This is a genomic window from Actinospica acidithermotolerans, assembly GCF_018139625.1.
GTDB classification, from domain to species: Bacteria; Actinomycetota; Actinomycetes; order Streptomycetales; family Catenulisporaceae; genus Actinospica; species Actinospica acidithermotolerans.
The window spans coordinates 1-12,640 of the sequence record NZ_JAGSOH010000028.1; the positions used below are offsets into that span (position 1 = coordinate 1).

A 12,640-nucleotide genomic window follows, 5' to 3' on the forward strand; every position below is an offset into this window, starting at 1 on the left:
TGAGGCGACCAGGAACCTGCCGGGGGTGCAAGCGGCGGCGGCTAGGGGTGGCGGGTGCTTTTTCGCTGCGCCGCGTGCACCCCCGGCAGAACCCTGGTAGGGCTGCGCCTGCCAGGCGAGGAGAGCACCAAGACCTCGGCGGAGCCGTGCGCCGCGCTTCGCCCGCCCCGGCTTACTTCGCGCTGCGTTCGTCCTGCCGCGCTGCGGCCGCATTGCTTGCTGCGTCCGTCTTACCCGTGCCGCGCCTGCTCGGTGCGGCGTCGTGTCCCTCGTGCTGCCCGGAGCCGTTGCCGCTGCCGTACCCGTGTTCGTTTGCCGTTGCCGGCGGGTTTCCCTGTCAGCTTTCCGATAGCTTCTGGTGTTTATGTTGTTGATGGGTGAGAGCGTGGTGTTCGGCGCAGAGCAGAGTCAGGTTGCGGGTGGTGGTGGGTCCGCCGTTGCTGAAGGGGATCTTGTGGTGGGCGTGTAGTGCGTAGGTGGTCGGCCTTGAGCAGCCGGGGTGGCTGCAGTGCCGGTCGCGGTAGGCGAGTGCTGTGCGTTGGGGCGGTGTGGCGAGTCGGGTGTGCGGGTTGGTGTCGATTCTGACTCCGTCCAGGGCGATGGGGATTCCATCGTCGTCGAGTTCGAGCAGGTGAACCTCGGGACTCTCGACCGCGTCTTGCGGCACGACTGTGCCGTAGACGGTCTCGCTCAGGCCGGCCGGGTCCTTCTTGCGCGGGGAGTAGTACAGCATTGGCGGGGTGAAGCGGGCCTGGCGTAGTTTGGCGGGAGCGTTGTGGAAGATCTCGGCGAGGTGCACGAGTGCCTGGACGTTGATTTGCTCGGTGGTGCGCACGTCGTCGGGCAGGGGGTGGGCCTGGTCGTACTGGGCCTGGCGGAGCCAGTCTGCGGTTTGCAGGTCGATGGCGGATCGCAGGGTGGTGGCGCGGACGGCGTCGAGCAGGATCTCGATGCGGCACATGCCGTTTTCGAGTTCGGCCGTGCGGAGGAAAGAACGGGCGCGTTGGCGGGGGATCATTTCTCGCCCTGTGTCCGGGTGGAGCGTGTGTTCCAGGGCGCGGACCTGCTGCCGGGCGGCGGTCACGCCATGGGTTTCGGCGGTGGTCAGGGCTTGGGTGACGGCGGTCACGGTGTCGATGCCAGTGCCGGTAGCGGCTTTGGCGGTGCGGGTGAGCACGCGTGCGGTGTCAGTGCCTATGCGGCCGGAGGCGAGCGGTTCGGCGAGTTCGGGTATCGCGCCGATGCGGCGGGCCGATTCGGCGATCGCGCGGGCGCGCCCGTCGGTGGCGTCGAGGTGGGTGGCGACCCACGCGGACAGGCCGCCGCGGCTGGCCTTGACCCGGTCGATCTGGGCGAGGGCGAGGATGAGCTGGCCGTGATCGGCCTGCTCGCGGGTGCCGATCACCTCGGCGAGTTTCAGCAGCTGGGCCGCGCCCTCGAGGTCGGCCGCCTCCAGTTCCCGCGCGATCCGCAAGCACGCGCTGATGATCTCGTCCCGGCGCGCGTCCACCTCGGCCAATAGTTCGAGCTGATTCCGCAAGACCTCCGCGACCCCGCCCATTTCTCCCGCCCCATTCCTACGTCATGTGTTCGATCGGATACTTATAGTCTAGATAGGCATGCCGATAAAAGGTGTGTTTCTTGATTAACTCATACAAAAAGACTGATTGGGGGCGGATGGGGCGCGTAATTTTGCGGTGTGGAGGCGATTACGCGGGGAGGGGTGGACTTGATGCATGGGTATCGGCGCAGGGTGCCGTGTTGGATGAGAGTGGACGTAGAGTCCGGACGGAGGTGGCCCGCGTATCTCATACGTCCTGGACGCGCCGACTTCGGGGGATTGGGTGTGTTCTCGGGGTGCGGCGAGTATCAAGGATGTATGACCACCTTCGAGGCCTCGCGCCGATCCCCACTGCCGCATGCCGAGATTCTGGGGCCCGCAGACCCCACTGAGACCGCGCTCGTCACGTTGTTCCTGCGGCGGCGATCGCCGCTGCCGCAGGCGGGGAGCGTAGTGCTCACCCGCGAGGAACTGCGCGAGCGGCACGGGGCGGATCCCGCTGATGTGGCGGCGGTACGGACCGAGGTGGAGCGACTTGGGCTGGACGTCGTCTTCGCTGACGCAGGGTCACGCCGCGTTCAGGTCAGGGGAACCGTCGGGCAACTATCGGACGCCTTCGGGGTTTCGCTGCATCGGGCGCGGCACGAGGCGGGCTCGGTGCACGCGGATGCGGGGGAGTTCCGTTACAGGACCGGGGAAATTTCGCTTCCGGACTCGTTGCGTGACGTGACGGTGGCCGTGCTCGGGCTCGACACCAGGCCTCAGGCGACGGCGCATTTCCGCCGGCACAAGAAGCAGTCTGCCTCGGGCACGTTCACGCCTTTGCAGGTAGGCGCGGCTTACCAGTTCCCTGCTGCGTACGACGGCACCGGCCAAGGGATCGCACTGATCGAGCTCGGTGGCGGGTACGACGCGGCGAACCTCACGCAGTACTTCCAGTCGATCGGAGTCACGCCGCCTCAGGTCACGGCAGTGCCAGTCGATGGTGGGTCGAACGCTCCGACAGGGTCGGCTGACGGACCGGACGGCGAGGTCCAGTTGGACATCGAGGTGGCGGGGGCGCTCGCGCCCGGGTCGCCGATCACGGTGTATTTCTCACCCAACACGGACCAGGGCTTTGCGGACGCGGTGACGGATGCCGCCCACGCCACGCCGACGCCGACCGCCATCTCGATTAGCTGGGGTGGGCCGGAGAACTCGTGGTCGGCACAGTCGCTGCAAGCGCTGGATGCGGCGTGTGCGGATGCAGTGGCGCTCGGGATCACAGTGCTGGCTGCAGCCGGCGACAATGGCTCCACGGACGGAGGGACGGACGGGAAGCAGCACTGCGATTTCCCGGCCTCCAGCCCACACGTCCTGGCCTGTGGCGGCACGACGCTCGCGCTCGACGGCAAGGGCGCCATTGCATCGGAGACGGTGTGGAACGACCAAAACGGTGCGGCGACCGGTGGCGGGGTGAGCGCCGTGTATCCGGTCCCGAGTTGGCAATCGGGCGCGGGAGTGCCGAACAACGTCGACACCGGTGCCGCAGGCCGTGGCGTGCCGGACGTCGCGGGCAATGCAGATCCGGCTAGTGGGTACCAGGTTCTGATCGACGGCACGTCCACGGTCATCGGAGGCACGAGCGCGGTAGCGCCGCTCTGGGCCGCGCTTGTGGCCCGGCTGGCCCAGCAGTCCGGGAAGAAGCTGGGACTGCTGCAGACGGTGCTCTACGCGGGTGTGAAGCCCGGTGTGGCGCAGCCCGGCTTTCAGGATGTGACGTCAGGAAGCAACGGCGCGTATTCGGCGGGGGCGGGCTGGGACGCGTGCACCGGACTGGGAACGCCGGACGGTGCGACGCTGCCGGCGCTGTTCGGCTCGGCTGGGGCCGGGACTGCTGGAACCACCGCTTCCGCCGAGGGCGTCGGGAGCGGCGCGGGCAACTGACGTAGTGGTAGCGCCGGGGTCGACGGCGCCCATGGCGGCGCTGGGAGCGAAGTGAATGCCGACGTTGAGCGTGCTGAATGCACGGCAAGCGTCAGTCGCGCGTCGAGACCCTGGCGCTGCCAACGGCGCTCCGACGACTGAGTTGATTAGGGAGTGCTGCTGTGGCCCTCGGGGAGCACGCCCAATGATCCCTCGCTACTTGGCGGTTTTCGCGTCGCCGTCTCCTGCGACGCGTAGCGCCGTCCGTCTCATTTGCTGGATGGAGGTGGGTGCGCGCCGTGCGTCCTGGCACGCGTAGACCGCGCCGCGGACTGATGCGCAACTTACGGAGCCGCCCGCCACGTCCCCGCTTCCCCGACACACAGAGAACCCGCCCGGCCGCTTCGATGCGGGGCCGGGCGGGGGGTCTGCGGGTCGGTTGCGGTGGCCGGCCACGGCGACGGCAGGTTCACCGCGGCGCAGGTTCGACCGCAGCGCTGCCTCGATCAGTGCGTGACCACGGCCGGCCGCGTCGCGTGTCGGCGGCCGGCGTGCTCGACCAGGGTGATCAGCACCTCCTTGACCGACGCGCGCTCGCGGGCGTCGCAGGAGATGACCGGGGTGCCGGGGTCGAGGTCCAGGGCGGCGGCGACGGAGCCCGGGTCGAAGCGGCGGGCTTCGTCGAAGTTGTTCAGCGCGACGAGGAAGGGCACGCCGCGCCGCTCGAAGTAGTCGACTGCCGGGAAGCAGTCGGCGAGGCGGCGGGTGTCGGCGAGGACGATGGCGCCGAGGGCTCCCTGCGCCAGTTCGTCCCAGAGGAACCAGAAGCGGTCCTGCCCGGGAGTGCCGAACAGGTACAGCGCCAGGTCCTCGCGTAGCGAGATGCGGCCGAAGTCCATTGCGACGGTCGTGGTCGATTTCCCTTCGACCCCCTCGGTGCTGTCCACGCCGACGCCGGCGGTGGTCATCGCCTCCTCCGTGCGCAGCGGCCGGATCTCGCTCACCGCGCCGACCAAAGTCGTCTTGCCGACGCCGAACCCTCCGGCCACCAGGATCTTCAGCGCCACAAAGCTAGAGCGCGCGGAGTCCATCGATCACCTCCTGCAGCAGTCGCTCATCAGGGATGTCCACGGGGCGCACGGGTCTGGTCACCCGGATGTGCCCGTAGTCGAGCAGGTCGGTCAGGATCACCCGAGTCACCCCGAGCGGGAGGTCGAGGTCGGCCGCCAGGTCGGCGACCGAGCGCGGGCGGATCCGGCACAGTGTGAGCACCGCGGCCTGCTCGGGGCTGAGCATCGGGTCGCGCGCCGGGTCGTTCTCGGCGGTGACCAGCGACAGCAGGTCCAGCAGCACCGGCGAGGGCCGGGCCCGGCCGCGGGTGAGCGCGTAGAGCCGCACCAGCGGCCCCGCCTGCTCGTCGTACCAGGAAGGACGGTCGTTCATCCGCATCACGGCGCCTGCGGTTGGCCGTCGCGCGCGGGCACGAACAGGTGCTCGCCCACCTGCTTGACCAGCCGGGCCATCTCGTAGGCGACCAGGCCGATATCGCACTCGGCCTCGGCGAACACCGCGAGGCAGGCGCCCGATCCAGCCGCGACCACGAACAGGAATCCGTCGTCGAACTCGACCATGCTCTGCCGTACCGCGCCCGCGCCGAACTGCCGGGTCGCGCCCTTCGCCAGGCTGTTGAATCCGCTGGAGACGGCCGCCAGGTGCTCGCGGTCCTCCCGGCTCAGATTGCGCGTGGCCGCCATCGCCAGGCCGTCCGTCGACAGGAGCACGGCGTGCCGTATCGCGGGCGTGCGCGTGGTCAGTTCGTCGAGCAGCCAGTTGACCTCGCCGGCCGTGGTTCCGCTCACCGGGTGTCTTCCCCTCTCGCATCTCGCTCGTCCGCCGCCGCGTCGGGCGCGGAGGGCTGGTCGTCGGCGGGGCCCTCGGCCCGGCCGCGGGTGAATCCGCGCTGGAACGCGGACATCGTGGCCCGGTACTGCTCTGGGCTACGCGGCGGCCGCGGGTCGCCGGAGTCCTCGCCGGCCGCGGGTTCGGCCATCGGGTCGTCGGGCTTCGGCGGCGTCGGGGCCGCGCGCAGCTGCGGCGCCAGGTTCGCCTGGCGCACGCGGCGCGGCAGTCCGTCCGGGCCGAGCTCGATGCCGCTGTCCGCGGGCGGCGCGATGCTGTCGCCGAGCCCGTCGAAATTCCGCGGCTTGACCGTCCCCGAGACCCGCGAGTGCCCGTTGGTGTGCGGGACCCGCGCCGATTCGGCAGTCGGCTGCGGCGGAACCAGCGCCGGGGCGGTGGCCGCGGTGATGACCGAGGCCGCGAGGCCGCCGGCCGGGGCGACGCCGCGCGGGCCGCCGATCCGCTGCCCGCCGCCGGGCTCGTCCAGCGCGGTCGGCTGTTCGTCGGACTCACCAGGGCTCTGCATCACACTGCTCGGGATGAGCACCACGGCCGTGATCCCCCCGTACGCCGAGGCGCACAGGCTGACGCGGACCTCGTGCCGACGGGCCAGCCGGGATACCACGAACAGGCCGAGCCGGTCACTGTCGAAGAGATCATCGCCGCTGGACTCGCCGATCCGTCGGTTCGCCTCGCGCAGCGCCTCCGGGCTCATGCCCAGGCCGCGGTCCTCGATCTCGATCGCGAATCCGGAGCCGACCGGCTCGCCGCCGACCACGACGCGGGTGTGCGGAGGCGAGAACGAGGTGGCGTTCTCGATCAGCTCCGCGAGCAGGTGAGTCAGGTCGGCCACGACCGGGCCGAGCACACGCGCCCTCGGCATCCGGCGTACCTCGACGCGCGGGTAGTCCTCGGCCTCGGCCGCTGCGGCGCGCACCACGTCGGTCAGGTCGACCGGGTGCCGCCACGCCCGGCCCGGCGTCGCGCCGGACAGGATGATCAGGCCTTCCGCGTGACGGCGCATGCGCGTCGCCAGGTGGTCGAGGCGGAAAAGATCCTCGAGGTGATCCGGTTCCTCGATCCGACGCTCCATGGCGTCCAGCAGCCCGAGCTGACGGTGCACGAGCACCTGGCTCCGTCGAGCGAGGTTGAGGAAGACCCCGGACACGCCCGAGACGAGCTCCGCGCGTTCCACGGCGGCCTGCATGGCGGCCTGGGACGCGACGGCGAGCGCCTCGGCGACCTCGCCGAGCTCACCGGCCCGCGGATCAAGCGGCGGAGCCTGCTGCTGCGGTACGACGTTCTGCCCGGCGCGCAGCTTCGCCATCGTCTCGGGCAGACGCCGCCCGGCGAGGTCGAGGGCGTAATCGCGCAGCCCGACCAGATCGGTGACCAGCCGTCGTCCGATGCCCACCGAGATCACCAGGCTGACGATGAGGGCGAAAAGGCCGAGCAGGACGCCGAACCCTGAGCCGGTCGTCAGCAGCCTGCTGTAGGGATTCTCGGATGCCGGCGTGGCCGCGGTCCGCGAGGCGGAGTCGAGGTCGGCGAGCACGGTCGGCGCGAGCGAGTCCCAAGCGCGGGCCGGCGCGGCGTTGTCCGCATTCTGGCCCGGACCGGCGACGATCACGGCGTTCTGCAGCGCCGTGAGAGACTGACCGGTGATGGTGGCCGTCGGGTCGGCCACGCTCATCGCGGCCTGACGCAGATACGAGCGCTCCGCGTAGACTGCGCCGACGAACGCCGGGTACGCGGCTCCGCTCAGTGCGCCTGAGTTATGCATGCCGCCGAGCAGTGCATCCTGAAGGGCCAGTTGCTCGCGTGCCTCGGAAAGATTCAGCGCCGCCTGCGCTGTCGATGACGCTCCCGAGATCGTGGCGAGCGTGGCCTGTACGTTGAGCGCGTCGGCGATGGCCGTGGCGTACGCGTTGTCCGCGCTGGATACGGACAGCGAGTGCCCGATGATTCCAGTGCGGATCGCGCTGAGCGCGTCCATGGCCTTCATCGTGGTCGTCAGTCGAATCGGAAGCTGCGGGTCCAGGTCGGCCGCAGCCGCCGCCGATTGGTTCACGCCGAGGCGCAACATCGCCTCCTCGTCGCGGGACGCCGAAATACGCGCGTTGAGCGTCGTCGGGGCGGCGCCGGTCACGGCGAGGTAGGAAACCGCCTCCGAGCGTTCCTCCTGCAACGCTGTGACCGTATTGTCGAGTGGCGCGGCGACTGAGGAGTCCAGCGTCTTCAGCTGCGACTGGTTGTACGCGGCACTGATCGTGTTGACTGCGGCAATTCCCCACAGCGCTGTCAAAGAGACCACGGGAAGCGCGAGCAGGCTGACGATTCGGGCGCGGACGGTTCGCGGGGCAAAGCGGAACCTGCGACGGGGCCGGGACTGGCGGACCGGCGCCTGCGGCGGCTCGACGGGACGGCGGTGCGCGGCGCGGCGCGACCGGCGCTGCTCGACGGGGAAATCCGACGTGGACGGGGTCGTCTGAGTTGTCATCAGCGGCCGGGTCCGTCCATCAGCGGGCGGCGCGAGACCGGACCGGGCGCGGCGGCGGACGGAGCCTGGGCGGCGGCCGCCGGGGCCGGTACCTGGATCGGCGCCGTCGAGCCGGTGTCGGAAAGTCCCACGTAAGCGGCCGTCAGGAACAGGTAGGAACCGAGCCCGACCGTCAGCGGGAAGATGAAGTCCATCGCGGTCGCGCCCGAAGGAGGCGGCCCGCCGGCATCGACGAACACACGCACTGCGGCCATCCCCGTGTAGTGCATCGCGCTCACCGCGATGCCCATCACGAGGCTGGCGCCGAGCGTGGCGAGCGGGTTGTGGATGGTCAGCGATGCCCACAGCGCGGCGGTGGCGGCGACGGTTGCGATGGCGACCGAGGCACCGACCTCCCAGTCCGCGTAGTGGATGACGCCGTCGATGTGGACCGCCGACATGCCGATGTAGTGCATCGCCGCGACACCGAATCCGGTGGCGAGCCCGCCGCCGGCCAGCGAGCGGGGCCGTCCGCCGCCGTGCGCCACGACGAAGACGCCGACGCCGACGACGACGATCGCCACAACGAGGCTCAGCAGCGTGAGCGGCACGTTGTAGCGGACCTGCGAGCCGGTCACGGTGAATCCGAGCATGGCGATGAAGTGCATGGTCCAGATGCCGGTGCCGATCGCGATCGCGGCTGATATCAGCCAGTTGCGGCGGCTTCGGCGGTCCGCCGCGTGCACCGCCCGCAGCGTGGCGCGCAGCCCGAGAGCGCCGCCGACGCAGGCCATCAGGTACGACAGCACCGGGGTCAGCCAGCCGAAGCCCGTCTCGCTGATCATCCCCATCGAGCCCATGGCGCCCCTTCGTGGTCATTTCGTTATTCGTGGCAGACCCCGACGATGGCACGGGTGGTGGGCGGCCCGTGGTTTTTTCCCCGAACTTTTCCCGATCTTGAGCGGAGGGGGAGTGGCCGCAGGGGAGGCTATGGGACAGCCCTGAGTGCCCGGAGCATGACGTTCGGTGAGATTTCGTGACGCTGCCGGGCGGTTTCGAACATTGATACACCGGCCACGTACGGTAGTCGACGCCGGGTAGAGAACCGACAGAGTGTCGGTAAACTTAACGGAGGCCCTGCGCCAGCGGCAGCGTACGGCCGATCGCCACGTGGTGCCGGCGGTCGCAGAACTCCAGCACCGCGCCGCCGCTCTCGGCCGCCGCATGGGCACCCACACGGGCGAGTTCGAGCTCGTTCGCGTCCCGTGCCGAGACGGTGACGAATCCCGCGGCGGAGATCTCCCCTTCGCGGCCGGCCGGGCCGACCACGATCGAGGCCGCGCCCGTCACGCCCGAGGGCAGGAAGGCGGCCGGCGCCGCCAGGTCGATCGCGCCGCCGAGCGTGCGCGGCCACTGCTTGACCCAGCCCGTCGCGTGCCACCAGGTCGCCGCGCGCGGGCCGGAGCCGCCGGTCACTGCGCAGCCGCGCGGGGCCCGGGCGTCCACCTCTTCGGGCTGCCAGGGGGTTTCCGCATGCCGGGGGCCGGGGAGCGGGCCGCGGCCGGGCAGCAGCAGCGAGCCGAGCAGGCCGGTCACCGCCGCGCGGTCCAGCGGCACCAGCGGGCCAAGCCGTCCGCCGGTCGCGTCGTCCCTGCTCAGCTGGGCGAAGACGTTCTGCGCCGCCTTCGTCGCGACGAGCGCCAGGCCACGTTCGCCCTGGCAAAGTTTTGCAGCGCGGCCGATCAGCGCCGGGTGATAGGCGAGGGACAGCACCGCGTACGCGCGAGTACGGCCGGCGGGGCCCGGGACCTGGTAAAGCAGCTGGATACGCCGTACGGTCCCGGCTGCCGGGGGCGTGTTCAGGCATTCGCCGAGCCGGGCCGCGAGGTCGCGCGTGTCGGCGCCCCGCAGCACGCTGGTCGCGATCTCGGCGACGGCCAGCAGCTCAGGCGGCCCGCCGTGCCCGGCGTGCAGGACCAGCGCGGGCTCGAGCGCCCCGGACAGCTGCGGCAGCCAGTGCATGCCGCCCAGGTCGAAAGGCTGCCGGTCACGCGCCGCCGACGCCGGCAATTTTCGCAGCCGCCGCCGCGTGCCCCGCACCCGCAGCCGGCCGAACAGGCCGCCGGCCGGATCGACGTTGCGCGCCGTAGGCTTCGGCCCCGCGGGCTCGGACCCCGGCTGCCGCTGCTGCGGACCCTTCGCCGCAGGCACGGGGACGGGCCCCCGCGGCTTGCGCTGGGGCGCGGGCGGCGGCGGGGACTGGCGGGCCGCCTGTCCCCGGGTCTGCTGCTGGTGCGTGGCCACGTTCGCAGTGTGACACAGCTCTGCCTCCCGCCGGTTCTCCGGCACCGGACCCGACCGCATGTCCACCTCCACAAGCCCGGCGAGCGCTCGAACGCGCCGGATCCGCATCGAGTGATCCCCTCTTCCGACCAGTGGGAACCCTCCGGACCTGACAGTCTCTACCCCCGTGGCGCAACCGTGGCGGGCTCCGATGAGTCAGCAATCTTGTCCGGCAGACGCACCGGATACATCGGACCACGCCTGTTACGCCGTTTTACATATTCCTCACAAATGCGGCATCGTGGACCGGTACCTTTTCGTGCGCGCCTTGAGAGGATCGATGGAATGACGGTGACCGGCCACGCCGAGGGCGCGACCAGGACGCAGTCGCCAAGCAAGCCCGCCACGGTGCCCGCCCCGGCCGCCGCCTTCCACGCGCAGGCGACTCCGTGGTGGCGAGATGCGGTGATCTACCAGGTCTACATCCGATCCTTCGCCGACGGTAACGGCGACGGGATCGGCGACCTGCTGGGCATCCGCACCCGGCTGCCGTACCTCAGGGCGCTCGGCGTGGACGCCGTCTGGATCACCCCGTTCTACGCCTCCCCGATGGCCGACGGCGGCTACGACGTGGCCGAACACCGCGAGGTCGACCCGCTGTTCGGCACCCTCGGAGACGCCGAGGCGCTGATCGACGAGGCCCACCGGCACGGCATCCGGGTCATCCTGGACATCGTGCCGAACCACACCTCGGCCGCGCACCGCTGGTTCCGCGAGGCCCTCGACGCCGCCCCCGGCGACGCCGCGCGCGACCGCTACATCTTCCGCGCCGGCCGCGGCGAGGACGGCGAACTGCCGCCGAACGACTGGGAGTCCGTCTTCGGCGGGCCCGCCTGGACCCGGATCGCCGAGCGGACCGGTGAGCCCGGCGAGTGGTACCTGCACCTTTTCGACCCGGCGCAGCCCGACCTCAACTGGTCGCACCCCGAGGTGCGTGACGAGCACGAGCAGATCCTGCGCTTCTGGCTCGACCGCGGCGTGGACGGCTTCCGGATCGACGTGGCACACGGGATGATCAAGCAGGAGGGCCTGCCGGACGTCGGCTACACCGACCAGATCGAGATGCTCGGCAGCGCCGTGCTGCCGTATTTCGACCAGGACGAGGTACACGACATCCACCGCTCGTGGCGGCGCATCCTCGACGAATACCCAGGTCAGCGCATCGCGGTCGCCGAGGCCTGGGCGCCCTCGCTCGAGCGGCTGGCCGCATACGTCCGCCCGGACGAGCTGCACCAGGCGTTCAACTTCCACTTCCTCGGCACCCCGTGGCAGCGCGACGAGCTGCGCTCGGTGATCGAGGACTCGCTGCGCACGTCGTCGCTGGTCGGAGCCCCGACCACGTGGGTGCTCTCCAACCACGACATCCGCCGCCACGTAACCCGCTACGGCGGTGGCGAGAGCGGTCTGCGCCGCGCACGCGCCGCGGCGCTCATGATGCTGGCGCTGCCCGGCTCCGCGTACCTGTACCAGGGCGAGGAGCTCGGGCTGGAAGAGGTGCTCGACCTGCCGGAGGAACTGCTCCAGGATCCGCAGCGCCTGCGCAGCGAGGACGGCTCCTCGGGCCGCGACGGCTGCCGCGTCCCCCTGCCCTGGGGCGGCAGCGAGTCCCCGTACAACTTCACGCCGCTGAACATCGCCGCAGGATGGCTCCCCGCCCCCGCGCGCTGGCGCGAGAAGACGGTCGAAGCCCAGTGGGACGACGCCGCCTCCACCCTCGGCCTCTACCGCCGCGCACTCAAGCTCCGCCGCGACCTCCCCGCCCTCGGCGACGGCCACCTCGACTGGCCCGAGGACCCCGAGGTCATCGCGGGCGACCCGAACGACCTCCTCGTGTTCCGCCGCGCCCCCGGCTTCGTCTGCACGGTGAACGTCGGCACGACCCCGATAACAATCCGCCGGCCGGGCGTTCTCGAGCTTGCGAGTGTGGACATGGACGAGGCAGCGGCCCAGGTCGCTGACGCCGGGCTTAGCGGTTCGGTCGCCACGGTCGGCCTGCCGCCGGACTCCACGGCATGGTGGACCGACGGCGACCGCAGCAGCCGCTGAGCGGGTTCGACGATCCGCTGAATGCAAATCGCGGCAGCCGTCGCGCGAATTACTTCGCCGCGCCCTTGGCTGATAGTCAGGGGCGCGTAGTCGAGGGCGCGTAGTCAGGGGCGCGTAGTCAGGGGCGCGGCGCTCTCGTCACGGCGGTGGGAGTTTTCGCAGCCGAGATGGTTGTCGGCGGCTGAGCTGTTCGAGTGCGGTACGGCGGAGCGCGGTGTGGCGTGGTGCCGGTGCGGTGCGGCGCGGTGCGGTGCGGTGCGGTGCGGCGTGGCGTGGCGTGGCGTGGTGCGAGGCGTCGCTTCGCTTCGCGGTACTCGTGGGTCAGCGGCGCGGGGATTTTAAGCTGCGCCCCAACCGAGTGCTCAGACGTGGCCGGCCGAGGCGATATCTCGCAGCGCCCTGGCCGA

9 protein-coding genes are annotated in these 12,640 nt (G+C 70.6%); 2 read left to right on the forward strand and 7 right to left on the reverse strand.

The features are described 5' to 3' along the window. Positions 1 to 337 precede the first annotated feature (337 nt). Entirely contained in the window at positions 338 to 1,510 is a 1,173-nt protein-coding gene (locus KDK95_RS12265; RefSeq protein WP_307844325.1) for an HNH endonuclease signature motif containing protein, read from the reverse strand. A 369-nt stretch (positions 1,511 to 1,879) separates the two neighbouring features. On the opposite strand from KDK95_RS12265, the gene KDK95_RS12270 reads away from it, so the two are divergent. Next, entirely contained in the window at positions 1,880 to 3,487 is a 1,608-nt protein-coding gene (locus tag KDK95_RS12270) for a S53 family peptidase (protein WP_212518235.1), read from the forward strand. A 485-nt stretch (positions 3,488 to 3,972) separates the two neighbouring features. On the opposite strand, the gene KDK95_RS12275 is transcribed toward KDK95_RS12270, so the two are convergent. The 6 genes from KDK95_RS12275 to KDK95_RS12300 form a co-directional block, all read right to left on the reverse strand. Further along, positions 3,973 to 4,557, reverse strand: a complete 585-nt coding sequence (locus KDK95_RS12275) for a GTP-binding protein (protein WP_212518236.1) — start codon at positions 4,555 to 4,557, stop codon at positions 3,973 to 3,975. After that, positions 4,538 to 4,909 (reverse strand): DUF742 domain-containing protein, encoded by a 372-nt coding sequence (locus KDK95_RS12280; RefSeq protein WP_212518237.1) that lies wholly within the window; start codon positions 4,907 to 4,909, stop codon positions 4,538 to 4,540. Before KDK95_RS12280 ends, KDK95_RS12275 begins: the two co-directional genes overlap by 20 nt. Before the next feature lie 5 nt (positions 4,910 to 4,914). Then, positions 4,915 to 5,325, reverse strand: a complete 411-nt coding sequence (locus KDK95_RS12285) for a roadblock/LC7 domain-containing protein (RefSeq protein ID WP_307844323.1) — start codon at positions 5,323 to 5,325, stop codon at positions 4,915 to 4,917. Beyond that, complete coding sequence (locus tag KDK95_RS12290) at positions 5,322 to 7,865, reverse strand: sensor histidine kinase (protein ID WP_212518238.1); 2,544 nt, start codon at positions 7,863 to 7,865, stop codon at positions 5,322 to 5,324. Before KDK95_RS12290 ends, KDK95_RS12285 begins: the two co-directional genes overlap by 4 nt. After that, complete coding sequence (locus KDK95_RS12295; RefSeq protein WP_372463315.1) at positions 7,865 to 8,695, reverse strand: MHYT domain-containing protein; 831 nt, start codon at positions 8,693 to 8,695, stop codon at positions 7,865 to 7,867. Before KDK95_RS12295 ends, KDK95_RS12290 begins: the two co-directional genes overlap by 1 nt. Positions 8,696 to 8,969: 274 nt before the next feature. Continuing rightward, the gene (locus tag KDK95_RS12300; RefSeq protein WP_212518240.1) at positions 8,970 to 10,148 is read right to left on the reverse strand and encodes a hypothetical protein; all 1,179 of its coding nucleotides are present in this window, start codon (positions 10,146 to 10,148) and stop codon (positions 8,970 to 8,972) included. A gap of 324 nt (positions 10,149 to 10,472) precedes the next feature. On the opposite strand from KDK95_RS12300, the gene KDK95_RS12305 reads away from it, so the two are divergent. Then, positions 10,473 to 12,233 carry a glycoside hydrolase family 13 protein gene (locus KDK95_RS12305; protein ID WP_212518241.1) on the forward strand — a complete coding sequence of 587 codons (1,761 nt, stop codon included), beginning with the start codon at positions 10,473 to 10,475 and terminating at the stop codon, positions 12,231 to 12,233. The last annotated feature ends 407 nt before the right edge of the window (positions 12,234 to 12,640 follow it).